Here is a 23,931-nt window from a genome sequence, read left to right on the forward strand (position 1 = left end):
ATGGACGCCCCCAATGCCAGTCTGTCAGGAAAAGGCGATTTTACTAGCGCTGTGACTCTGTAGCCTGGCTTACCGGCGAGGACTCTGGCGGTCTTGAGGGCCTCTTCCCGGGCAAGCCCTGCTCCTACAGTTTTTTGTCGTTCACAGAAGTTGTGTCCGCCACCCTGTAGGAGCAGGGCTTGTCGGATCGCCGCAGCGCCGCGAAGCTCTTGAGGCTTTTGACCTTAGAGCGGGCAGCCCTTGGCGCGCAGGATCGCGTCGAAGCGGTCCGGGTCCAGGGTGCCTGCTTCAATCGCCGCGAGGGTGGCTTTTTCCCGCGCCAGCAGGTCATGGCAGCGCACCAGCAACTCCGGCAGTTCGGCGCGGGCCGCGGCAACGACGCCGTCACCGTCGCCGATCATCAGGTCGCCCGGGGTGACCAGCATGCCGGCACAGGAAATCGGTACGTTGATCTCGCCACCGCCGTCGGTGCTCGGGCCACGGTGCACACCACCGATGGCATAGGCCGGCAGTTCGCCGGTCTGCCATTCGTCGAGGTCGCGCAGCGCGCCGTTGATCACCACGCCGACGATCCCGGCCTTGAGGGCCATGGCGCGCATGATGCCGCCGAACACGGCGCGGGTCAGGTCGGCGCTGCCGTCGATCACCAGCACATCGCCTGGACGGGCCATCTGCATGGCCTTGAGGATCATCAGGTTATCGCCCGGACGCACACGCACGGTCAGGGCATTGCCAAGCATCGGGGTGTTGCCGTGGAACGGTCGCAGGCCCAGGCCGCCGACGTTACGACCGAGGCAATCGCTGACCGCGGCGGCCGGGATCTTGCTGAACTCCTTCAGCCATTTTGGATCGAGTGGTTCAGGGTTCGGGTTGATCAGGTAGCCGGTGGGCCATTTGCTCGAAGATACGACATCAAACATGGGAAAGCCTCGTGGCCAGCAATGTGGCGGCGTGTCGAATTGGGGCGGGGTGAAACGTTTGCGCGCCATTAGCTTAGGCCTGCGCGGTGGGTAGGAGCAAGGGCGGGGCAGTGTGGGGATTGTTTACGTTGTGTGGCCGAAGTGGAGGGTTTGGTACGGAGATAACCTACCTTGTGGCAAGCGGGCAAGCCCGCTCGCCACAAGATCGCGTTCTACTTCAAATATCTTGAGCTGAGCGGCATTGGGGATTGCCCCCTGGCCACAACGAGTGGTGGCAGGGGGCTGGCGGGTTACTGCGCGGTACGACTCACTTCACGCAGCGGCTTGCCGCGCACCGGCGCGTCGCCCGCCACGTAATAGTCGGCCTTGCTGCGTGGCAGGGGCTGGCGGCCACGGATCTTGTCGGCGATTTTCTCGGCGATCATGATCGTCGGCGCATTCAGGTTGCCGGTGGTGATGATCGGCATGATCGACGCATCGACCACCCGCAGGCCCTGCATGCCATGCACCCGACCCTGACCGTCGACCACCGCCATCTCGTCGCTGCCCATCTTGCACGAGCACGACGGGTGGAACGCGGTCTCGGCGTGCTCGCGGACAAACTGGTCCAGTTGCTCGTCGGTCTGCACTTCGATGCCCGGGCTGATTTCACGACCACGGTAAATATCCAGGGCCGGTTGCTGCATGATTTCCCGGGTCAGGCGGATGCCGTCGCGGAACTCCTGCCAGTCCTGCTCGGTGGCCATGTAGTTGAACAGGATGCTCGGGTGCTGGCGCGGGTCCTTGGACTTGGCCTGCACCCGACCGCGGCTCGGTGAGCGCATGGAGCCCATGTGTGCCTGGAAACCATGCTCCTTCACGCCATTGCTGCCGTTGTAGTTGATCGCCACCGGCAGGAAATGGTACTGGATGTTCGGCCATTCGAATTCCGGGCGGGTGCGGATGAAACCGCCGGCTTCGAACTGGTTGCTGGCGCCGATGCCGGTGCCGTTGAACAGCCATTCGGCACCGATGGCCGGCTGGTTCCACCACAGCAGCGAGGGGTACAGCGAGACCGGCTGGGTGCAGGCGTATTGCAGGTACAGCTCCAGGTGGTCCTGGAGGTTTTCACCGACGCCCGGCAGGTCGTGGACCACGGGGATGTCCAGGCTTTGCAGGAGCTTGGCCGGGCCGACGCCGGAGCGCTGGAGGATCTGCGGCGAGGCAATGGCACCGCTGCACAGCAGGACTTCCTTGCGCGCGCGGACTTCGACCGGCTCTTCGGCCGAGCCCAGCAGGTAACGCACGCCGACCGCACGCTTGCCTTCGAAGAGGATCTTGTCGGTCAGGGCGTGGGTGACGATGGTCAGGGTCGAGCGCTGCTTGGCGATGTCCAGGTAACCGCGGGCGGTGCTGGCACGACGGCCCTTGGGCGTCACGGTGCGGTCCATCGGACCGAAGCCTTCCTGCTGGTAGCCGTTGAGGTCGACGGTACGCGGGTAACCGGCCTGCACGCCGGCTTCGACCATGGCGTGGAACAGTGGATTGTTGCCGGCCTTGGGTGTGGTCACGCTGACCGGGCCTTCGCCGCCGTGGTAGTCGTTGGGACCGATGTCACGGGTTTCGGCCTTGCGGAAATACGGCAGGCAGTCGAGATAGGCCCAGTCTTCCAGGCCTGGCAGCTTGGCCCAGCCGTCGTAGTCCATGGCGTTGCCGCGGATGTAGCACATGCCGTTGATCAGCGAGGAGCCGCCGAGGCCCTTGCCGCGTCCGCACTCCATGCGGCGCCCGTCCATATGCGGTTCCGGGTCGGTTTCATAGGCCCAGTTGTAGCGCCGGCCCTGCAGCGGGAAAGCCAGGGCCGCGGGCATCTGGGTGCGGAAGTCGAAGCGGTAATCGGGACCGCCGGCTTCGAGCAGCAGGACGCTGACACCGGCGTCTTCGGTCAGGCGGGTGGCCAGGGTGTTACCGGCGGAGCCGGCACCGATGATGATGTAATCGAATTCTTGGGACATGAAATGCAGCCCTCGTTGAGGTGGGTCGGGCGCAGGCCGATGCGATTCAAATGTGGCGAAGGGGTTTACCCCCGTTCGGCTGCGCGGCAGTCGCAAAGTCAGCGACCGTGTTCTGTCTGAGGCAACGCGGAGCCCGGGTTTGGGGCCGCTTCGCGGCCCAACGGGGGCAAGCCCCCTCGCCACGATTGGCCCAACCGCAGGCTCCGTGTTGGCTTAGAACACCGAGTTGTATTCACCCAACTCGACCTGTACCGATTTGATCCGGGTGAAGTTGTTCAGCGAGCTGATGCCGTTTTCACGCCCGACACCCGACTGCTTGTATCCGCCGACCGGCATCTTGGCGTCGGACTCGCCCCAGGCGTTGATCCAGCAGATACCGGCTTCCAGTTGATGAATCACCCGGTGGGCGCGGTTCAGGTCGCGGGTGACCACACCGGCGGCCAGGCCGAACTCGGTGTCGTTGGCGCGGCGGATCACTTCTTCCTCGGTTTCGTAGCTGAGGATGCTCATCACCGGGCCGAAGATTTCTTCACGGACGATGGTCATGTCATCGCTGCAGTCGGTGAACACCGTCGGGGCGACGAAAGCGCCCTTGGCGAAGTCACCGGCGGTCAGGCGTTCGCCACCGCACAGCAGGCGCGCGCCTTCTTCCTTGCCCTTGGCGATGTAGCCGAGCACGCTCTCCATATGGGCGAAGCTGACCAGCGGGCCGAAGTTGGTGTTCTCGTCTTGCGGGTTACCGACGCGGATCCGTGCCACGCGCTCGACGATCTTGGCTTCGAAGGCGGCCTTCAGCCGGCTCGGGACGAACACGCGGGTGCCGTTGGTGCAGACCTGGCCGGAGCTGTAGAAGTTGGCCATCATCGCGGTGTCGGCGGCGCGGTCGAGGTCGGCATCGTCGAAAATGATCAGCGGCGACTTGCCGCCCAGTTCCATGGTCACGTCCTTGAGCGATGAGCTGGAGGCGCTGGCCATGACCTTCTTGCCGGTGTCGGTGCCGCCGGTGAAGGAGACTTTCTCGATGCGCGGGTGTTCGGTCAGCCAGGTGCCGACTTCACGGCCGCTGCCGGTCAGGACGTTGAACACGCCGTCCGGCACGCCGGCCGCGGTGTAGATCTCGGCCAGTTTCAGGGTGGTCAGCGAAGTGACTTCGCTGGGCTTGAAGATCATCGCGTTGCCGGCGGCCAGGGCCGGTGCGGATTTCCACAGGGCGATCTGGATCGGGTAGTTCCACGCGCCGATCCCGGCGACCACGCCCAGTGGTTCGCGACGGGTGTAGACGAACGAGGTGGTGCGCAGCGGGATCTGCTCGCCTTCGATGGCGGGCACCAGGCCGGCGTAGTATTCCAGCACATCGGCACCGGTGACGATGTCGACGTAACGGGTCTCGGAGTAAGCCTTGCCGGTATCGAGGGTTTCCAGGGCGGCCAGTTCGTCGTTGCGTTCACGGAGGATGTCGACGGCGCGCCGCAGGATCCGCGAACGCTCCATGGCGGTCATTGCGGCCCAGATTTTCTGGCCCTTTTCGGCACTGACCACGGCGCGCTCGACGTCTTCTTTGGTCGCACGCTGCACTGTGGCGAGCACTTCACCGTTAGCCGGGTTGATGGCATCGAAAGTGGCATCGCCGCTGGCGTCGGAGTAACCGCCGTCGATGTAGAGTTTTTGCAGTTCGAAACGGGCCATAGTGTCCTCGCAAGTGCAGTGTGGGTTGGCTGACCTTGGAGCGGGAGCCCTGTAGCCGGGGCAACCCGAGTCCGCGATCGTTCAGGTGCCGAAGCGTTCTTGGCCGCTTATGCACACCTGTTTTGCCAGTTGGAAATCCATGTATTCATAAGCGATACGTTGTGCTTGCTGGGTGTCGAAAGCGTCTCCCGACAGCGCGCCGCGCAACCACAAACCATCGATCAACGCGGCCAGTCCACGTGCCGCGCTGCGTGCTGCGGGCAGCGGCAGGACGCGGCGGAACTGGCAACACAGGTTGGAATACAGACGGTGATCGTTGATCCGCTGCAACCTGTGCAAAGACGGGTGGTGCATGCTGGTGGCCCAGAAGGCCAACCAGGTTTTCATCGCCGGGCCATTGACCTGGCTGGCATCGAAGTTGCCTTCGATAATCACCTGTAGATGCGCCCTGGGGCTGTCGTCTGTCAGCACCCGGCGGCGCGCGGCGACGTTCTCGATCAAGACATTCATCAGGTAGCGCATCGTGGCGGCGATCAGGCCATTCTTGTCCTGAAAGTAGTGGCTGATGATGCCATTCGAAACCCCGGCCAAGCGGGCGATCAACGCAATGCTGGCATCCGCCATCCCGACCTGGTCGACCGCCGTCAACGTGGCGGCGATCAATTGCTGGCGGCGTATGGGCTGCATACCGACCTTGGGCATCGTGCACCTCTCCTCAGACCTGCTGGTAGCCAGGAAGCGGCTACCGGTATGGGGACCAGTCTATTTTGTTTTGATTGAACGTTCAATTAACAAAAAACCGGGGTCAAGCCGAATCACCGTTATCCGGTGGCTCTTCCCCCCTGCAGTCAGTGGTAAAACGACATTCCGAAAACAGAGACGCCGCGATGCGCTCGCGGCGTCCTTACAGGTGTCTCAACCGAGGTTCTTGCCCAACAGCGCGTGATACAGCTCGCTGTCGCCGAGAATCCCCACCACCTTGTTGTTGTCATGCAGGACCAGCTTGTGGCCGGTCTGGTAGCGGATCTGCAACGCATCGCGCATACCGATGTTCGAGTCCACCAGCGTCGGCGTGCGCCCCAGGGCTTCCACCGCTTGCCCCTGCACCCAGCTTTGCAGGTTCAGGCTGGCACCGTTCTGGCGCGCCCCCTTGATGGTGTTGCCTTCGGCCAGGTCGATCCACGAATCGCCGCCCGGGTCGATGCACACCGAACCGTTGACCCGCTTGCAGTTGTCCAGGGTACGCATCAGGCTGCGCCCGCAGAGCACGTTGAGCGGATTGGTGTGGGCGACGAAGGTGCGCACGTATTCGTCCGCCGGGTTGAGCACGATGTCTTCCGGCTTGCTGTACTGGATGATTCGCCCGTCTTTCATGATAGCGATGCGACTGCCCAGCTTCAGGGCCTCATCCAGGTCGTGGCTGACGAACACGATGGTCTTGTGCAGCTTGCGTTGCAGGTCGAGCAGTTCATCCTGCAAGCCTTGGCGGATCAGGGGGTCGAGGGCCGAAAAAGGTTCGTCCATCAACAGAATGTCGGCGTCCATCGCCAGGGCGCGGGCCAGGCCCACGCGTTGTTGCATGCCGCCGGACAGTTCGTCGGGCTTCTTGTTGCGCCATTGTTCCAGGCCCACCAGTTGCAGCTTCTCGTCCACCAGCTGGCGGCGTTCCTTCTCTGGACGGCCCTGCATCTCCAGGCCGAAGCTGATGTTCTCGCGCACCGTCAGCCAGGGCATCAGGGCGAACTTCTGGAACACCATGGCGATACGCTTGGTGCGCATCATCTTCAGTTCGGCGTCGGTGCAGTTGGCGATGTCGATCTGCCGTCCTTCATGCTCGACGAACAAGTGGCCGCGGCTGACCGTGTTCAAGCCGTTGATGCAGCGCAGCAGGCTGGATTTGCCGGAGCCGGAGAGCCCCATCAGTACGCAGATCTCGCCTTTTTCGATTTCCAGGCTGGCGTTCTCCACGCCAACGATCTGTCCGGTCTTTTTCAGGATTTCTTCACGCTTGAGGCCTTTGTCCAGCAACGCGAGGGCCTCTCGCGGGTTCTTGGAGAAGATGACGTCTACCTTGTCGAAGCGAATGATGCTCATGCGTCACCCCTTACCTGTGCGTCGGGTTGTTTGCAGATACGGTCGAGCATGATTGCCAGCAATACGATCGCCAGGCCGGCTTCGAAGCCGAGGGCGATATCAGCGGTGTTCAGTGCGTTGACCACGGGTTTGCCCAAGCCATCGGCACCTACCAGTGCGGCGATCACCACCATCGACAACGACAGCATGATGCACTGGGTGACACCGGCGGCGATGCTCGGCATGGCGTGGGGCAGTTCAATCCGTGAGAGCAGTTGACGGCGCGAGCAGCCAAAGGCCTTGCCGGCGTCCAGCAGTTCTTGCGGTACATCCTGGATACCCAGGTAAGTCAGGCGGATGGGCGCGGCAATCGCGAACACCACCGTGGAGATCAGACCGGGGACTACACCCAGACCGAACAGGGTCAGGGTTGGAATGAGGTACACGAAGGTCGGTACGGTCTGCATCAGGTCGAGGACCGGACGCATCAGGGTGTAGAACATCGGCTTGTGCGCGGCGACGATGCCCAGCGGCACGCCGATGACCACGCAGACCAGGGTGGCGAACATCACCTGGGCCAGGGTTTCCATGGTTTCCTGCCAGTACCCCAGGTTGAGGATCAGCAGGAAGGAGGCAATCACGAAGGCGGTCAGCCCCCATTTGCGCTGGATCAGGTGGGCGATCGCCGCGATCAGCGCGATCAATGCCAGCGGATTGAACCAGGCCAGCGCGAACGTCACGCCGTGGATCATCGCTTCCAGCGTCGAGGCGATGAAATCGAAGTAGTTGGCACCGTGCTTCGTCAACCATTCGACGAACGCCGCGATGTACTGGCCCAGGGGGATTTTATGTTCAGTCAGCATGGTATTGAACGTCCACATGCGGGGAAATAAATGCCGGTCCAGGCGGGCGAACCCGCCCGGACCTGGCGGTTATTGCGCGAGCTTGGCTTTCACGGCTTCCAGGCCTGGTTTACCGTCAATGGTGGTCACGCCCGCCAGCCAGGTGGTCAACACCTGTGGGTTCTTCTTCAACCACGCCTTGGCCGCGGCTTCAGGCTTCATCTTGTCGTCGAGGATGTTGCCCATCAGCGAGCTTTCCATGTCGACGGTGAACTCGAGGTTCTTCAGCAGTTGGCCGACGTTGCTGCATTCCTGGGTGTAGCCCTTGCGGGTGTTGGTCAGGACGGTCGCGGCGCCGAAGTCCGGGCCGAAGTAGTCGTCGCCGCCGGTCAGGTACTGGATCTTGAAACGCTTGTTCATCGGGTGCGGCGCCCAGCCCAGGAAGACCACGGCGGTGTCGCGTTTCTGTGCGCGGTCGACTTGCGAGAGCATGCCGGCTTCGCTGGATTCGACGACTTTGAAGCCGGCGTCTTTCAGACCGAAGGCGTTCTTGTCGATCATGCTCTGGATCAGGCGGTTGCCGTCGTTGCCTGGTTCGATGCCGTAGATCTTGCCGTCCAGTTCCTTCTTGAACTTGGCGATATCGGCGAAGTCATGCAGGCCCTTGTCGTACAGCGCTTGAGGGACGGCGAGGGTGTACTTGGCGCCCTTGAGGTTGGTGCGCACGGTTTCCACGGTGCCGGCATCGCGGTAGGCCTTGATGTCGTTTTCCATGGTCGGCATCCAGTTGCCGAGGAATACGTCCATGTTCTTGCCGTCGGCCAGGGACTTGTAGGTCACCGGCACGGAAATCATCGTGGTCTTGGTCTTGTAGCCCAGGGCGTCGAGTACCACGCTGGTGGTTGCCGTGGTGGCGGTGATGTCCGTCCAACCGACATCAGAGAAGTTAACGGTACTGCACTGTGCCGGCTCTGCGGCCTGGGCCAGCATCGGCAGACTCAGCATGGCGGCCAACAACAACGACGGGGAACCTTTCATGGGGTGGACTCCTGGGTGTTTATTTTTGGCAGTGGTCCGACTGGACGATCGCTCTTAGTTATTGTGTTGCGGTTGTAGGCGCTGAGGACGGCTCTACCCCGGTGCCTTGCAATCGAGTCGAGACTGATCATGTACCAGCCTAAATCTGTCGCCTACAGGGTGCGTCGTATCCAGTACAGGGAGGGTCGCTTCCAGTGTCGGTGAGGTCGTTTACAGCTTTTTTCCGGCCTTTTTTCCCCTCTGCGCCGCAAAAAAACGCCGGAAATTACCTGTGCGCGGACGCTGGCGTTACTGGACATGGGTGCGTCGGTGTGAGACGTCGCGGGGGCTGTCAAAAGGCTGATGATGTTTTATCCCGGCGGATTGCGATCCTTGAGCGTAGCAGCTCCGCCACCGGACGCTCAGGCGTCTGGAACAGGCACTCAGAGGACTTCGCAACAATGGCAATCAGTGTGTTTGACCTGTTCAAGATCGGTATCGGTCCCTCCAGTTCCCACACCGTGGGGCCCATGCGCGCCGCGGCGTTGTTCGTCCAGGGGCTGCGTGAGCGCGGCGAGCTCGAGCGGGTGACGCGGGTCGAGGTGCAGCTCTACGGTTCGCTGTCGGCTACTGGCATCGGCCACGGCAGCGACAACGCGGTAATCATGGGCCTGATGGGCGAATGGCCGGACGCGATCGATCCGTCGCAGATCGGCCTGCGCATCGCCACCTTGCGTGAAACCGACACCTTGTTGCTGGACAACCGCCTGGCGATTCCGTTCGTCTGGGCACGGGACATGCGCCTGATCGACGAGAACCTGGCCTTCCATCCCAACGCCATGACCCTGGTGGCCGAAGACGCAGCTGGCGAGTTGCATCGCGATACCTACTATTCGGTGGGCGGTGGTTTTGTTGTCGACCAGGCCCAGGCGGAAAGCGGCGTGGCGGACATGGACCGCACGGTGCTGCCGTATGATTTTTCCAGTGCGGTGGAATTGCTCGAGTTGTGCCAGCGGCATGGCCTGAGCGTTGCCGAGTTGATGCTGGCCAATGAAAAGGTCTGGCGGGGCGAAGACGAGATCCGCAGCGGCCTGATGAAGCTCTGGCGTGCCATGCAGGATTGCGTCGAACAGGGCCTCAAGCACGAGGGCATCCTGCCTGGCGGCCTGAATGTGCGTCGGCGCGCGGCCAAGTTGCACCGTAGCCTGCAGGAACTGAACAAACCCAATGTCATCGGCTCGACCCTGAGCGCGATGGAGTGGGTGAACCTGTTCGCCCTGGCGGTCAACGAAGAGAACGCGGCGGGCGGGCGCATGGTCACGGCGCCGACCAATGGCGCGGCGGGGATTATCCCGGCGGTGCTGCATTACTTCATGAAGTTCAGCGAGGTGGTAACCGACGCCAATGTCGTCGACTATTTCCTCGCGGCGGCGGCGGTGGGCATCCTGTGCAAGAAGAACGCCTCGATCTCGGGGGCCGAGGTCGGTTGCCAGGGCGAAGTGGGCTCGGCCTGCGCCATGGCGGCGGCGGGTTTGGCGCAGGTGCTCGGAGCGACGCCGGAGCAATTGTGCAACGCGGCGGAAATCGGCCTGGAACACAACCTCGGGCTGACCTGCGATCCGGTCGGCGGGTTGGTGCAGGTGCCGTGCATCGAGCGTAATGCGATTGCCGCGGTGAAAGCGATCAACGCGGCGCAGATGGCCTTGCGTGGCGATGGCCAGCACTTCATTTCCCTGGACCGGGTGATCCGCACCATGCGCGATACCGGCGCCGATATGCATGACAAGTATAAAGAGACTTCGCGGGGTGGGTTGGCGGTCAGTGCCGTGGAGTGCTGATCCGGAAGATGTACTGATTGTGCCGGCCTCTTCGCGGGCAAGCTCCGCACCGCAGCGAAGGCGTCCGTCCAGGCGACGCAGAATAAAACCTGTGCACAAATCGCCCATTCACCCCATGCCGCGCCACCTTTTGGCGCGTCGCAAACAGATAACTGGCGGTCCTTCGCAACGACCTGCGTTTACTCCGTTACCGCCGGTCGACTGTGCTTGCGGTGACACTCCTTCCCGGAGCTGCCCAGCGCCCGGCACACAAGTGCTACCGAAGTGCTCAAGGCACCTGGCCAGGGCGTCTGCAGAGCTTCCCCACGGCTTATAACCCGCACTCGTGGCAGGGGCTATATAGACACATCTGGATGTCGTTTTCAGGAGTTATTGAATACCCATTCAACTTTCGGCACGGCAATTGCTCTGTCGATATCAAAGCCCCTCTCTGCAAGAGAATGAGGGCCATAACAAGAGCCTCCGCCTGAGGCCATCACCCGCTTTGTGTGAGGAGATATCGCGATGACGTCGTTCCAGTCCGGGGCTCAACCCCAGAACCGTGCGCCTCAATCCATCGGCTTCCTGCTGCTGGATAATTTCACGCTCATTTCCCTGGCCTCCGCCGTAGAACCCCTACGCATGGCCAACCAGTTGTCCGGTCGCGAGCTGTATCGCTGGACGACCCTGAGCGTCGACGGCGGGCAGGTCTGGGCCAGCGACGGCCTGCAGATCACGCCTGACGCCTCCATGCACAAAGCGCCCGCGATGGACACCGTGATTGTCTGTGGCGGTATCGGCATTCAACGCACCGTCACACGCGAGCATGTGTCCTGGTTGCAGAGCCAGGCGCGTCAGTCGCGCCGCCTCGGCGCCGTGTGCACCGGCAGTTGGGCCCTGGCCTGTGCCGGGTTGCTCGACGGCTTCGATTGCAGCGTGCATTGGGAGTGCCTGGCGGCGATGCAGGAAGCCTTCCCGCGCGTGGCCATGAGCACCCGCCTGTTCACCCTCGACCGCAACCGCTTCACCAGCTCCGGCGGCACCGCGCCGCTGGACATGATGCTGCACCTGATCAGCCGTGACCATGGCCGTGAATTGTCGGCGGCGATCTCGGAGATGTTTGTCTACGAGCGTATCCGCAATGAGCAGGATCACCAGCGTGTGCCGCTCAAGCACATGCTCGGCACCAACCAGCCGAAGTTGCAGGAAATCGTCGCGCTGATGGAGGCCAACCTGGAAGAACCGATCGATCTGGACGAACTGGCGGTGTATGTCGCCGTGTCCCGTCGACAGCTGGAGCGCTTGTTCCAGAAATACCTGCACTGTTCGCCGTCGCGCTACTACCTGAAGCTGCGCCTGATCCGGGCGCGGCAGTTGCTCAAGCAGACGCCGATGTCGATCATCGAAGTGGCGTCGGTGTGCGGGTTTGTTTCGACGCCGCACTTCTCCAAGTGCTATCGCGAGTACTTCGGTATTCCGCCACGTGACGAGCGCGTCGGTTCCAACACCACGCAGCAGGTAGCGATGATGCCGATTCCGCAGGCGTTGGTATTGGCGCCGTTGTCCGGGCCGATGTCGGCGTTGAGCCAGGCGCGTAATGAGTCGACGTTTGCCAGTGTGAGGCTGTAAGCCCGGTTGCTTGGGGCGGCCCGGTTTGGCGGCCGCCCTAATACCTATTCATGTAATTTGAACCCGAGCACGGTCTTGTGGCGAGCGGGCTTGCCCGCGCTCGGCTGCGTAGCAGCCGCAAAACCTGCCATCGCGATCTGACTGACAGAGCGGGTTTGCCGGTTTTAGGGGCGCTTCGCACCCCAGCGTGGGCAAGCCCACTCGCCACGGTCTTGTGTTTTTTCTGTCAGGGCCGCGTCTGCTGGTACTGCGCCAATGCCGGCAACAACTGCTTGTCGATCGCCTGGCGCACCGCCGGCAGGATCGTCGCGCTGCTGGTGTACATGTCCTTGACCATCTTGCGCAGCTCATAGGCCCGGGTGTCGTCGAGGCCGCGTACGGCACATTCGCAGGCCTGCTCGGCGGTGGCCCCGCTCGGCACTTGCAGGCCGAGGGATTTGAGTTGGCCCAACAGGTCTTCCTGGTCAATCAGATCCGCGTACATCATGGCGCTGGTCCTTGTTCCGATGTGGTCGTGTTTCGATTCTGGTAGCCCTGCGCGGTGTCGGCAAGAGCCGATTGCCCGAGTGGCTCTGATACCTATGAACAGGTCGTTTTCGGCTAACTCGCCGGTAGGGCAAGCGAGCACACTGGGTACCAGTAGACCTGTCGACGGTTTGGTCACCCTCGGTCCGGGTTTCTGTGGACACACTCTCTCACCCCGATCCTGTCACGGCTTGATCGGGGTTTTTTTTGCCTGTGGGCTTGCCCACCAAGAGGCCCTAAAGATCGCCAAAAGCTTTGCTGGCAAGCCAAGCTCAGGGCGCAGCAGGCCCGGGAACGCGATTTGTCAGTTTGCCCAGGACTCAGCGCTGCAACACCAATATCCGCGATAACAATTCATCCCGGTCGATATAGCAGCCCTGGAAATGCCGTGCCCCGGTGGCCGGGTCGAAGGCATTGCGCGCGTGCAGCGTGCGGCGGTTGTCGAAGCACCACAGCTCGCCCGGGTTGAGCCGCCGCATCACGCGGAAACGCGCTTCGCGGGTCATGGCGATAAAGCGCCGATAGGCGCCGTACAACACCGGCATCTGTTCCACTGACGCTTCGAACGGGCCGCGCAGGAAGTTGGCCATGCGGATCTCACTGACTTGCCCGGTGCTGTCCAGCGCAATGACCGGCGCCAGGCAACGGTAGTCGCTGTGCCGGTCCTTGTTGCGGAACTCCACCGGGATTTCGCTCAGGGCGCGGAACGCCGCCGGATCCTCCCGGCGCAGCGCGGTGGCAATGGCAAAGCCATCGACGAAAATACTCTCGCCGCCCTCGGCGTCATTGACCAGGCAATGCAGGAATTGCAGGCCCGGTTGCAGCTCGCGGGTCGGCAGGTCGCTGTGCAGCGGCAGGTTGAAGGCGGTGTAGGCGTTGCTGTCAGCGTCGGCCTTGGACTGCACGTTGAACAGCACGCCGAAGTTGGTCTGGCGGACAAACGCGATCAGCTTCGCCACCTCGGTCAGCGCACCAGGCTCGGTGGGGACGCCGCGGACCTGGGTCAGGCCGGTGTCGCGCAATGCCAATAACCAGTGCAGCAGGGCTTTCGGGTCTTCCCTGAGGGCGGCGAACTCGAACACCGGCAGCTCCAGGCTACTGCTCCACATCCGGCTTTTCGGTTTGCCGGCCTGGCGTTCGGCACGCGTCTCGTCGTCATAGGCATGCGCCCGCAGCCAGCCCGGGTCGAAGCGGCTGGCGTGGCCGTCCTGCCAGTCGATGCACAGGCAGCCGCCGTCGTCGATGCGGATGGCGGCCGGCGCCAGGTCCTCGGGCACATCGACGATCTCCAACACCTGTTCCCGGGTCACCGTGTACACGCACTGCGGACACGGGCAGTTGTCCCGTAGCCAGACATGATGGTACGGACTGATGCGCCCGTCCGCCCAGTACACCTCGACGCGGTCCGCTAGCGGATGCACAGCGGTCAGGGCACTGATCAGCGGGTAACTGCGGAAATCGGCAAACGCGGCGGCGGTGTTCACGGTGAGCTCCTTTTCGGGGGGTGTTATTTTTTCGCGGGCAATCCAATGACGCGACCGATGTATTCCGGGGGGGGAAGCTCGCTCTGGTCTTCGACGATGGCTTGCAGTTTTTCCAGCACGGCGTCAGTGAAGGGCGCCGAGCGCGGGCCGGCGAGGTCGACGTGCAGCAACATCTGTTCGTTGCCGGCCAGTTCCTTGTCGCCACCCACCAGGTGCAGGCTGTGATAGAGGTGCAGGCGCTTGGCGTCGTGACCGATGATCTGGGTGTGCACTTCGACCTGGGCGCCGAGTTTCACTTCGTGCAGGTAGTTGAGGTGCAGTTCGAGGGTGAACAACGAGCTGCCGGTGGCTTCGCGGTTGTCGCTGTCCATGCCCAGGCGCAGCATCAGGGCGTCGGTGGCATAGCTGAAGATCAGCAGGTAGAAGGCGTCGCGCAGATGGCCGTTGTAGTCGACCCAGTCCGGGATGACTTCGGTGGTGTAGGTGGTGAGGGTGGGCATGCAGGGCTCCCTGAAGTGGGCTGATCGCAGAGGTGTTGTGCTTGGGAGGCCGTCTTCGCGGGCAAGCTCCGCTCCCACAGGGTTTGTGTCGGGCACTTATTGTTGTGTACGACATCTGACCTTGTGGGAGCGGAGCTTGCCCGCGAAGGGGCCCGCCCGGACACCGATAAACTTACTCGCTGAAACTCATGCCATGCTTGGCCTTGGTGGTTTTCACCGCATCCAGCACCGCCAGCAGGCAGTCGTCACGATAGCGTTCCAGGGCCGAGATGCTGTGTTTGCCCAACTGCTCGCTGGTGCCGTCGACCACATCGTCGATCAGCTTGTCGGTCAGTTCCGGTGCCGGCAGGTAGGTCCACGGCAATTGCAACGCCGGGCCGAACTGAGCCATGAAGTGGCGCATACCGGCATCGCCCCCGGCCAGGGTGTAGGTCAGGAAGGTGCCCATGAACGACCAGCGCAGGCCGGCGCCAAAGCGGATCGCATCGTCGATTTCGCCAGTGGTGGCGACGCCGTCGTTGACCAGGTGCAGGGCCTCGCGCCACAGCGCTTCCAACAGACGGTCGGCGATAAAGCCCGGGACTTCCTTGCGTACGTGCAGGGGGCGCATGCCAAGGGATTCATAAACCTTCATTGCCGCCTGCACGGCTTCTGGCGCGGTGTTCTGGCCGCCGACCACTTCCACCAGCGGCAGCAGGTACACCGGGTTGAACGGGTGTCCGACCACGCAGCGCTCCGGATGGGTGGCGCCTTCGTAGAATTCGCTGGGCAACAGTCCCGAGGTGCTGGAACCGATCAGGGCATCGGGCTTGGCCGCGGCGCTGATCTTGCCGTGCAGTTCGAGTTTCAGCTCCAGGCGTTCGGGGGCGCTTTCCTGGATGAAGTCGGCGTCTTTCACGCACTCTTCGATGGTCGCGACAAAGCGCAGGCGCTCTTGCGAAGCACCCGGGGCCAGACCCTGTTTCTCCAGGGCACCCCAGGCATTGGCGACGCGCTTGCGCAGGGCCGCTTCGGCGCCGGGCGCCGGGTCCCAGGCGATAACGTCAAGGCCGTGGGCGAGGGCGCGGGAGACCCAGCCGCTGCCGATGACACCGCTGCCCAGGGCGGCGAAGGTTTTGATTTCGGTGATAAAGCTCATGGCAAATTCCTGCAAAAGTGTCGGTTTGAGGTGGGCAGCTCGATGTTTAAGTGCACGCCGTGTAAGCGGCTGTGCCTGTACCACCGTCTTCGTGGCGGTGCGGCCATCCGAAAAACGCCGCTTCCACAATATTTTTGCCGTGCACAGAAGGTGCTGACGACTCGGACTTTGTGGGAGCGGAGCTTGCCCGCGAAGAGGCCCCTGAGGTCGCCAAACAATCGCGGACGGGCCCGTTCCCAAAGGTCCGAAAATGTATCGATCAACCGCGCTTGGTCAGCCCCATCTTCACCCGCCCTTCAGCCGGGGTCAGGACGCGGGCGCCCAGGCGGCTGAGGATTTCCGCGGCGCGTTCGACCAACTGACCGTTGGTCGCCAGCACGCCCTTGTCCAGCCACAGGTTGTCTTCCAGGCCGACCCGCACGTTGCCGCCCAGCAGCACCGCTTGCGCGGCCATCGGCATTTGCATGCGACCGATGCCGAAACCGGCCCACACCGCGCCCGCCGGCAGGTTGTCGACCATGGCTTTCATGGTGGTGGTGTCCGCCGGAGCGCCCCATGGGATGCCCAGGCACAGCTGGAACAACGGATCGTCCAGCAGGCCTTCCTTGATCAGTTGCTTGGCGAACCACAGGTGACCGGTGTCGAAGATTTCCAGCTCGGCTTTCACGCCCAGCTCTTGAATACGTTTGGCGCCAGCGCGCAGTTGCGCCGGGGTGGAGACGTAGATGGTGTCGCCGTCGCCGAAATTCAGGGTGCCGCAGTCCAGGGTGCAGATTTCCGGCAGCAGCGCCTCGACGTGGGCCAGGCGGGTCAGCGGACCGACCAGATCGGTGTTCGGGCCGAACTCCATCGGGTTCTCGCCGGCACCGATTTCCAGGTCGCCGCCCATGCCGGCGGTGAGGTTGACGATGATGTCCACGTCCGCTTCACGGATACGCTCCATCACTTCGCGGTACAGCGCCACGTCGCGGCTGAACTTGCCGGTCTCGGGATTGCGCACGTGGCAATGCACCACGGTGGCGCCGGCCTTGGCCGCTTCCACGGCAGCCGCTGCGATCTGTTTGGGCGTGACCGGAACGTGAGGGCTTCTGCCGGTCGTGTCGCCAGCACCGGTGAGTGCGCAGGTGATGATGACGTCGTGGTTCATGGTGCGGGTTCCTTACAGGCGTGGTGGTTCACACCGCAGCCATCAAGGGCTGCGGGTGCGATTTTCGGTGATTTATTTGCTGGTCAATTGCAGGTTTTCTGCGGCCGGCTTGCCATCGAAGGTGGTCACTCCTTCCAGCCAGCGGGCCTTGTCTTGCGGGTGATCCTTGAGCCACTGCTTGGCCGACTCGAGCGCGTCCTTGTGGTCGAGCAGCGGTTGCATCATGCGGCTCTCGTCGGCGGCGCTGAAGGTCAGGTTGCTCAGCAGCTTGTTCACGTTCGGGCATTGTTCGGCGTAGGTCGGCGCGGTGACGGTCCAGACGGTGGCCATGCCTTCGTTCGGGCCCAGGGCGTTTTCGCTACCGGTGAGGTAGGTCATCTGCACGTTGACGTTCATCGGGTGCGGCGCCCAGCCGAAGAACACCACGGCTTCCTTGCGGCGCACGGCGCGATCCACCGCCGAGAGCATGGCCGCTTCACTGGACTCCACCAGTTGGAACTTGCCCAGGCCGAACTGGTTCTTGGCGATCATTTCCTTGATCTGGGTGTTGGCGCCCGAGCCGGGTTCGATGCCGTAGATCTTGCCGCCCAGCTCTTTCTCGAACTTGGCGATGTCGGCGAAGGTCTTCAGGCCCTTGTCGGCCAGGTAGGTGGGCACGGCCAGGGTGGCGCGGGCGTCCTTGAGGCTCGGTTCGGACAGGACCTTGACCTGCTTGGCGTCGACGAACGGGGTGATGGTCTGGGTCATCAGCGGGTTCCAGTAGCCGAGGAACATGTCCAGGCGCTGGTCGCGGATACCGGCGAAGATGATCTGCTGGGACGCGCTGGTCTGCTTGACCTGGTAGCCCAGGCCATCAAGCAGGACCTGGGTCATGGCGCTGGTGGCGATGACATCGGTCCAGTTGACCACACCGAGGCGAACGTTCTGGCAGGAGGCTTGCTCCGCGGCCATGACCCCTGTGCTCAGGAGCGCGGTACCGGTGAGTGCGAGCGCACAGCGGCTGATCAGTCGTTTCATGATGGTTTCCTCGGCAGGTCGTTTATTGTCGGTTCCGGCGTCTTTCGTGCGCCGGTGATGCCACGTTACGCAGCCGGGCCTTGCTGAAAACGCACAGCGGCGACCGACTCTTGCACAGCAGCGACCTGTGCTCTTGTGGCCGTCGCGCAACTGGCGTATCACGTCGGGAACGCTACCCGTCTTGCGAGCGCGTTCCATGTCCCAGGATTTCTATTTCTTGTTGATGCCGGGTTTTTCGGCGATGGGCTTTATCTCGGCGATCGAGCCCCTGCGGGTGGCCAATCGCTTTCGCGGCGAGCTGTATCGTTGGCATGTGTTGAGTGCGGACGGTGGAGCGGTGCTGGCGAGCAATGGCATGTCGGTCAACGCCGATGCGGCGCTGGAGCCGTTGAAGAAGGGCGCCACGCTGTTGGTGGTGGCCGGTTTCGAGCCGCTGAAGTTCGTCACTCCGACGTTGGCGCATTGGTTGCGGCGTCTGGATCATGAGGGCGTGACCCTCGGCGGTATCGATACCGGCACTGTGGTGCTGGCCGAGGCCGGCCTGCTGGAAGGGCACCGGGTGACCCTGCACTGGGAAGCGCTGGAGGCCTTCAAGGAGTCTTATCCACAGCTGGAAGTGACCCAGGAGCTGTTCGAGATCGATCGCCGGAGGATCACCTGCGCCGGCGGTACCGCGTCCATCGACATGATGCTCGACCTGATCGGCCAGGCCCACGGCCCGGAACTGGCGATCCAGGTCTCCGAGCAGTTCGTGCTCGGGCGCATCCGCCCGCGCAAGGATCACCAACGCATGCAGATCGCCACGCGTTATGGCATCAGCAACAAGAAGCTGGTGCAGGTGGTCGGCGAGATGGAGCAGCACATGGAGCCGCCGTTGAGCACGCTGGAGCTGGCGGAATCGATCAAGGTCACGCGGCGCCAGTTGGAGCGGTTGTTTCGCCTGTACCTGAAGGACACACCGAGCAATTTCTACCTGGGCTTGCGGCTGGAGAAGGCGCGGCAGTTGTTGCGCCAGACGGACATGAGCGTGCTGGAGGTGAGCATCGCCAGTGGGTTTGAATCGCCGTCGTATTTCACCCGCAGCTACCGGGCGCGATTTGCCCAGTGTCCGCGGGAGGATCGGCGCGGGATCAAGGCGTAGGAGCTGGCTGTTGCATTGGCGTGTACGGCCTGGGTGGCGCTTCGGCGAAACAGGATAGGAAGGCTGAACGCTGTCGTTGTGGGAGCCGGCTTGCCGGCGATTGCGATGTTACATTCACCACCGCTATCGCCGGCAAGCCAGCTCCCACAGTGTTCGCGGTACCTTGGAAATGGGTTCAAGTCTGCTTACTTTTTCATCAGCGCCGCACAGGCCGTTTTATAGGCCTCATGTTGATATTTGTTCAATGTGGCCGGCAGGGCGAAGTCGAACTTCTTGTTCTGCGCGTTAATGGTCTGTGGCGACAGCAGCGTCACCTCGCAGTTTTCCAGCAACTGGAAAATCCCTTCGATCTTGAAGGTGGTCGGCCCACCAGCAAATTCGCCTTTCTTGCTGCGCTTCTTGATGGCAATCCGCTCGATGCCCGCGTCCTGGACGAACGCCTTGATCTGGGCGGCGAAGGCTTTGACGTTGGCCGCTTCATCATCCTCGTCCAGGGCAATTTTCTTGATGGCGACGGCCACATGCGCAAGGGCGCTGCCCTGCAAGGTGGCGATGGCGAAGATGGCTTCGCTGCCTTTGATTTCGATGCCGCAGAGGGTCATTGGAGTCCTTGGAAAAAAGAGGAAAGGCTTAGAGTTCCAGTTGGTCGGCTTTGATGCCGAAGGCCGCGGCAATTTTCTCGCGGGTCGCCTTGCGGGGCTTGTTCACGGACTCCTGCTGGGCATAGGCCGGCTGGGAAATCCCCAGGCGCTTGGCCACTTCATCCTGCGTCAGGTCCAGATGCTCACGCCACGCGCGAATGGGAGTGGCGCCATCGACGATGCGGCTGACGACTTCGTGGGGAATCAAGTCGGCTTCTGTCTGCTGCGCCACGTATTGCGCATAAGGGATGACAACGAACGCCGGCCGCCCGTCGGCACCGTTGATGATCTGGATTTCAGTAGGTACGTTCATCGCGCTTCTTGACCTCTTGAATACTGACTACTTTGATCGTCCCTTCCCAATCGAACAGAATCCTGTAGCGACCGACTCGCATACGGTAGCCATAGTCATGCTGACTCAGCGCCTTGACGTCGCTGACGTCCGGCATGCCGCTAAGGATGGTCACTGAATCGCGAATGTGAACCTGATCCCGGGAATGCAATCTCAGAAGTTGCTTGGCCGCCTTTCGGGTCCAGAAAATCGTATTCATGGGATGATATAAGTCTTTTATAAGAATTGCGAATGCTTACTTATATCTTCCCGCAGGACAACGCCTGAACATTGTCCTGATGTTACGTCGGCGGGCCAAGCTATTCAGGGGTCAATCAGTAGTAGACACCTTCCTCACGAAACCTGGCCATCTGCCGGTAATTCCAGCACAGCAGGCAAAGGCACAGCGCAATCAGGCTCACACTGGCGCTGAAGATATAGAAGTCCGCGCGCTTGAAGCTGAATTCGCTCTTCAGGCTGTGAAAGCTCGGAAACCAGTCGGAATAGACAATCTGCACATGATCGCCGATCTGGTAGGTCGGGTTCACCACCATCGCGTTCAGGGAGTGAACGCCTTGGCCGCGGTTGCCCAACTCGTAGTCGAAGGCGTAGTAGATATCCACTGGGGATGCCTGTCTGCGGGTGTCGATGATTTGCGTGATGGTGCCGGTCACTTCCCGTGGCGCCGCCTTGATGGCGGCATACAGCAGCCCGCCGCTCTTGGATAACGCCGCCATGCCAAAGGCCAGGAAAATCAGGAAAAGCAGCAGGACGCCTCGGGTAAAGAGGTAGTCTTGTTCGGTTTCTCGGGGCGCGTACATTCAAGTTCCTTTTGAATGAGTGGGTTCACTGCCCAGTCTAGTCGCTGTCCGTGCAGGGCGTGTTAATCCATGGTTTTACGCAGGTCGAGCATGATCTGGTCGAAGTAGTCGACGCGGATAACGCCGATCCGCGGGTACTCGAAATCCAGGATCACATACAGCACGCAGACCATCACCAGCGCATAACCCAGGCTGTACAGCCAGTTGCGCCTGGCCGTGCCGGCCATGTCGTAGCCGATGAACAGGGCGCTGACCAGGGTCAGGGCGACCAGCATCAGGTAGATCACCAGCGGAGGGTGGGTTTCCTGTGCCACCCCACGGGTGGTGGTGATGTCGATCATTGAGTTGAGGGCTTGCAGCAGATTTGAGCCCAGCGCTGGCGTGGGCATCTGCGGCAGCGCGGCGACCGACTGTTTCCAGATCTCCAGCTGCAAGGCATTACCCCGCGCGTTGTCCAGGCTGGAACGGTCGAGTTCGTTGAGGTCGTGGTAGTAGGCGATGCGCGCGTCCACATAGTCGCGAAACGCCTGGCGCAAGGCCGGTTGGTTGGCCGGCGGCAACAGATCCAGGCGTAACCAGGCGGTGCCCATGGCGTTGGTTTCTTCGACGATCAGATTGCGCCGGGCATCCAGCCGGGTGGCCGCGCCGGAAAAGGTAAAGGCGATCAACAGCGCCAACAGGCCAAAAACCGCGCCTTCGATAGCGCTGGTGCCGGTCCGCGCACCCTCGGGGTCGAGGGCCAGATGGCGGTTGCCGATGCGGCGACCGATTTCAATAAACAGCACAATGGCGATAAAAATTGCCAAGGCATACAGCGGAATGGCTGAAAGTGAGCGCATATGAAGATCCTGTGATGATCGTCAACGACTCGCCTGTACAGCCAATTCAGGACGGGATGCGCTCCAGTGTAGACAGCCGCCCGGGATTATTCCTGGGCAATCGACTCGAGAAACTCCGACCGTTCGTCGCTCTTGCTCGCCAGGCAGTCGTATTGGTCAATGGTGAACGGCTTGGTCCCGGGTTTGGCCGGCAGCGGCGCAATGGCGCAATCGGCATCCCGCGACTTGATCCAGAGCTGTTGGGCAGCCTGCAGCTTGCCGGTGATATCGGCTGCTTGCGCCTTGTCATTGGCGTATTGCGTCTTGACCCGCTCCAGCAGCGCTTCGAAGTTTTCCTTGAGCAATTGCTCGGCGGTGTTCTTGCTGTAGGTGGCGCACTCCAGGGTCTGCTGGTCGTTTTCGACCGCGTCGCAGGGCGAGTTGTCCGCGTCTTCGGCCGCGTGGGCAGTCAGGCTGACAAGCGCCAAAGCCAGGAAAATCGATTTCATTGCGGCGTCCCGATCCTTGATCAAAAGAGGTGGCAGAGCGATGGAGGGCAATTCTGTCTCAAGCCCGCGTCAAAGAATAGTCGTACATGGACAAGTACTTAAACCTACGACCCGGAAATCCGTGCGGCAATGCCCCTTTGTCGCGGATTGACGCTTTCGGCAATTCCCCTGTCGTTTTTGCACCCGGCTCTGCGGTCCCCTGGGCATATGCTGATCCCAAAGCGCCGGCAGACGATTCGGCGCGTGAATCGCCAATAGGGGACAGCCTGATGAGCCCAGCCGAACTGCACGCCGACAGCATCGTTATCGACGGGCTGATCATTGCCAAGTGGAACCGCGAACTGTTCGAGGACATGCGCAAAGGTGGCTTGACCGCCGCCAACTGCACCGTGTCGGTGTGGGAGGGCTTCCAGGCCACCGTCAACAGCATCGCCTCGAGCCAGAAGCTGATCCGCGAGAACAGCGACCTGGTGATGCCGGTGCGTACCACCGCCGACATTCGCAAGGCCAAGGAGCTGGGCAAGACCGGCATCCTCTTCGGTTTCCAGAATGCCCACGCCTTCGAAGACCAGATCGGCTATGTCGAGATCTTCAAGCAACTGGGCGTCGGTATCGTGCAGATGTGCTACAACACCCAGAACCTGGTGGGCACCGGCTGCTACGAGCGTGATGGCGGCCTGTCGGGCTTCGGTCGCGAGATCGTCGCCGAGATGAACCGGGTCGGCATCATGTGCGATCTGTCCCACGTCGGCTCCAAGACCAGCGAAGAAGTCATCCTCGAATCGAAGAAGCCGGTGACCTACTCCCACTGCCTGCCTTCGGGTCTGAAAGAGCATCCGCGCAACAAGTCCGATGCCGAACTGAAGTTCATTGCCGACCATGGTGGTTTTGTCGGCGTGACCATGTTCGCGCCGTTCCTGGCCAAGGGCATCGATTCGACCATCGACGACTACGCCGAGGCCATCGAGTACGTGATGAACATCGTCGGCGAAGACGCCATCGGTATCGGCACCGACTTCACCCAGGGCCACGGCCAGGACTTCTTCGAATACCTGACCCACGACAAGGGCTATGCCCGTCGCCTGACCAGCTTCGGCAAGATCATCAACCCGCTGGGCATCCGCACCGTGGGCGAGTTCCCCAACCTCACCGAGACCCTGCTCAAGCGCGGTCACCCCGAGCGCGTGGTGCGCAAGATCATGGGCGAAAACTGGGTCACCGTCCTCAAGGACGTCTGGGGCGAATAACGCCGCGGTCTTTTCCCAACTGACACACACCCTGCGCGCCGGTCGCGCAGGGTGTAAGCGGCCAGCCGCGATCAACGAATTCTGGAGTGTTACCCATGGCTAAAATCGCCCCGCAACTGCCTATCGAAGTCGACAGCGAAACCGGTGTCTGGACTTCCGACGCCCTGCCGATGCTCTACGTGCCGCGGCACTTCTTCGTCAACAACCATATGGGTATCGAAGAAGTCCTGGGCGCCGAGGCCTACGCCGAGATCCTCTACAAGGCCGGCTACAAGTCCGCCTGGCACTGGTGTGAAAAAGAAGCCGAATGCCATGGCCTGGAAGGCGTCGCGGTGTTCGAGCACTACATGAAGCGCCTGTCGCAACGCGGCTGGGGCCTGTTCAAGATCCAGGACATCGACCTCGACAAAGGCACCGCCAGCGTCAAGCTCGAACACTCGGCCTTCGTCTACGTCTACGGCAAGGTCGGGCGCAAGGTCGACTATATGTTCACCGGCTGGTTCGCCGGCGCCATGGACCAGATCCTGGCCGCCCGTGGCAGCGCGATCCGCACCGTTGCCGAGCAGGTCTACGGTGGTTCCGAAGAAGGTCACGACGATGGCCTGTTCACTGTCAAGCCGTTGTAAGTCGAGGA

Annotated in this window: 24 protein-coding genes; 5 read left to right on the plus strand and 19 right to left on the minus strand. The window is 62.0% G+C overall.

Going from position 1 to position 23,931, the window contains the following annotated elements; all coding sequences use genetic code 11:
* Positions 1-224: 224 nt before the first annotated feature.
* From M5B96_RS04040 to M5B96_RS04070, 7 genes are all read right to left on the minus strand, one after another.
* Positions 225-920 (minus strand): RraA family protein, encoded by a 696-nt coding sequence (locus M5B96_RS04040; protein ID WP_248795208.1) that lies wholly within the window; start codon positions 918-920, stop codon positions 225-227.
* Positions 921-1,210: 290 nt separating this feature from the next.
* Positions 1,211-2,914: a choline dehydrogenase gene (gene betA, locus M5B96_RS04045; RefSeq protein WP_248795209.1), complete on the minus strand. Its 1,704-nt coding sequence runs from the start codon at positions 2,912-2,914 to the stop codon at positions 1,211-1,213.
* A gap of 213 nt (positions 2,915-3,127) precedes the next feature.
* Positions 3,128-4,600, minus strand: a complete 1,473-nt coding sequence (betB, locus tag M5B96_RS04050) for a betaine-aldehyde dehydrogenase (protein WP_248795210.1) — start codon at positions 4,598-4,600, stop codon at positions 3,128-3,130.
* Between the two features lie 81 nt (positions 4,601-4,681).
* Positions 4,682-5,302, minus strand: a complete 621-nt coding sequence (gene betI, locus M5B96_RS04055) for a transcriptional regulator BetI (RefSeq protein WP_248795211.1) — start codon at positions 5,300-5,302, stop codon at positions 4,682-4,684.
* A 213-nt stretch (positions 5,303-5,515) separates the two neighbouring features.
* Positions 5,516-6,694 (minus strand): choline ABC transporter ATP-binding protein, encoded by a 1,179-nt coding sequence (gene choV, locus M5B96_RS04060; RefSeq protein WP_248795212.1) that lies wholly within the window; start codon positions 6,692-6,694, stop codon positions 5,516-5,518.
* A complete protein-coding gene (gene choW, locus M5B96_RS04065; protein WP_191489520.1) occupies positions 6,691-7,536 on the minus strand; it encodes a choline ABC transporter permease subunit in 846 nt (281 codons plus the stop codon). The genes choV and choW overlap by 4 nt, the downstream gene beginning before the upstream one ends.
* 69 nt (positions 7,537-7,605) lie before the next feature.
* Positions 7,606-8,553, minus strand: coding sequence for a choline ABC transporter substrate-binding protein (locus tag M5B96_RS04070; RefSeq protein ID WP_248795213.1), 948 nt, complete (start codon positions 8,551-8,553; stop codon positions 7,606-7,608).
* A gap of 440 nt (positions 8,554-8,993) precedes the next feature.
* Between M5B96_RS04070 and M5B96_RS04075 the strand changes: the two genes are divergently transcribed.
* The gene (locus M5B96_RS04075) at positions 8,994-10,370 is read left to right on the plus strand and encodes an L-serine ammonia-lyase (protein WP_248795214.1); all 1,377 of its coding nucleotides are present in this window, start codon (positions 8,994-8,996) and stop codon (positions 10,368-10,370) included.
* Between the two features lie 504 nt (positions 10,371-10,874).
* Entirely contained in the window at positions 10,875-11,978 is a 1,104-nt protein-coding gene (locus M5B96_RS04080) for a GlxA family transcriptional regulator (RefSeq protein WP_248795216.1), read from the plus strand.
* Positions 11,979-12,204: 226 nt separating this feature from the next.
* Here the strand turns inward: M5B96_RS04080 and M5B96_RS04085 are convergent, their stop codons facing one another.
* The 6 genes from M5B96_RS04085 to choX all read right to left on the minus strand — a co-directional run bounded on the left by M5B96_RS04085 (position 12,205) and on the right by choX (position 17,789).
* Positions 12,205-12,465 (minus strand): hypothetical protein, encoded by a 261-nt coding sequence (locus M5B96_RS04085; RefSeq protein WP_248795218.1) that lies wholly within the window; start codon positions 12,463-12,465, stop codon positions 12,205-12,207.
* A 358-nt stretch (positions 12,466-12,823) separates the two neighbouring features.
* Positions 12,824-13,987: a gamma-butyrobetaine dioxygenase gene (locus M5B96_RS04090; protein WP_248795220.1), complete on the minus strand. Its 1,164-nt coding sequence runs from the start codon at positions 13,985-13,987 to the stop codon at positions 12,824-12,826.
* Between the two features lie 23 nt (positions 13,988-14,010).
* Positions 14,011-14,487, minus strand: coding sequence for a thioesterase family protein (locus M5B96_RS04095; protein WP_248795222.1), 477 nt, complete (start codon positions 14,485-14,487; stop codon positions 14,011-14,013).
* A gap of 172 nt (positions 14,488-14,659) precedes the next feature.
* A complete protein-coding gene (locus tag M5B96_RS04100) occupies positions 14,660-15,625 on the minus strand; it encodes an L-carnitine dehydrogenase (RefSeq protein ID WP_248795224.1) in 966 nt (321 codons plus the stop codon).
* 259 nt (positions 15,626-15,884) lie between these two features.
* Positions 15,885-16,772, minus strand: a complete 888-nt coding sequence (locus M5B96_RS04105; protein WP_248795226.1) for a 3-keto-5-aminohexanoate cleavage protein — start codon at positions 16,770-16,772, stop codon at positions 15,885-15,887.
* Positions 16,773-16,844: 72 nt separating this feature from the next.
* On the minus strand, positions 16,845-17,789 hold the full coding sequence (choX, locus tag M5B96_RS04110; protein WP_248795227.1) for a choline ABC transporter substrate-binding protein: 945 nt from the start codon (positions 17,787-17,789) through the stop codon (positions 16,845-16,847).
* Positions 17,790-17,985: 196 nt separating this feature from the next.
* On the opposite strand from choX, the gene M5B96_RS04115 reads away from it, so the two are divergent.
* On the plus strand, positions 17,986-18,930 hold the full coding sequence (locus tag M5B96_RS04115) for a GlxA family transcriptional regulator (RefSeq protein WP_248795228.1): 945 nt from the start codon (positions 17,986-17,988) through the stop codon (positions 18,928-18,930).
* Positions 18,931-19,115: 185 nt separating this feature from the next.
* Here the strand turns inward: M5B96_RS04115 and M5B96_RS04120 are convergent, their stop codons facing one another.
* From M5B96_RS04120 to M5B96_RS04145, 6 genes are all read right to left on the minus strand, one after another.
* On the minus strand, positions 19,116-19,532 hold the full coding sequence (locus tag M5B96_RS04120) for a DUF3010 family protein (RefSeq protein WP_248795230.1): 417 nt from the start codon (positions 19,530-19,532) through the stop codon (positions 19,116-19,118).
* Between the two features lie 28 nt (positions 19,533-19,560).
* Positions 19,561-19,884 (minus strand): helix-turn-helix domain-containing protein, encoded by a 324-nt coding sequence (locus M5B96_RS04125; protein ID WP_040071358.1) that lies wholly within the window; start codon positions 19,882-19,884, stop codon positions 19,561-19,563.
* On the minus strand, positions 19,868-20,122 hold the full coding sequence (locus tag M5B96_RS04130; protein WP_248795232.1) for a type II toxin-antitoxin system RelE family toxin: 255 nt from the start codon (positions 20,120-20,122) through the stop codon (positions 19,868-19,870). Before M5B96_RS04130 ends, M5B96_RS04125 begins: the two co-directional genes overlap by 17 nt.
* Before the next feature lie 115 nt (positions 20,123-20,237).
* A complete protein-coding gene (locus M5B96_RS04135) occupies positions 20,238-20,723 on the minus strand; it encodes a DUF3592 domain-containing protein (RefSeq protein ID WP_248795234.1) in 486 nt (161 codons plus the stop codon).
* Positions 20,724-20,785: 62 nt separating this feature from the next.
* Positions 20,786-21,562 (minus strand): DUF4239 domain-containing protein, encoded by a 777-nt coding sequence (locus tag M5B96_RS04140; protein WP_248795237.1) that lies wholly within the window; start codon positions 21,560-21,562, stop codon positions 20,786-20,788.
* 86 nt (positions 21,563-21,648) lie between these two features.
* On the minus strand, positions 21,649-22,050 hold the full coding sequence (locus M5B96_RS04145; protein ID WP_248795239.1) for a lysozyme inhibitor LprI family protein: 402 nt from the start codon (positions 22,048-22,050) through the stop codon (positions 21,649-21,651).
* A gap of 269 nt (positions 22,051-22,319) precedes the next feature.
* Between M5B96_RS04145 and M5B96_RS04150 the strand changes: the two genes are divergently transcribed.
* Positions 22,320-23,297: a dipeptidase gene (locus M5B96_RS04150; RefSeq protein WP_100942521.1), complete on the plus strand. Its 978-nt coding sequence runs from the start codon at positions 22,320-22,322 to the stop codon at positions 23,295-23,297.
* Positions 23,298-23,392: 95 nt separating this feature from the next.
* Entirely contained in the window at positions 23,393-23,923 is a 531-nt protein-coding gene (locus M5B96_RS04155) for a DUF5943 domain-containing protein (RefSeq protein ID WP_040071353.1), read from the plus strand.
* Positions 23,924-23,931 lie beyond the last annotated feature (8 nt).

This window comes from Pseudomonas sp. MWU13-2105, from assembly GCF_023242315.1.
GTDB lineage: Bacteria > Pseudomonadota > Gammaproteobacteria > Pseudomonadales > Pseudomonadaceae > Aquipseudomonas.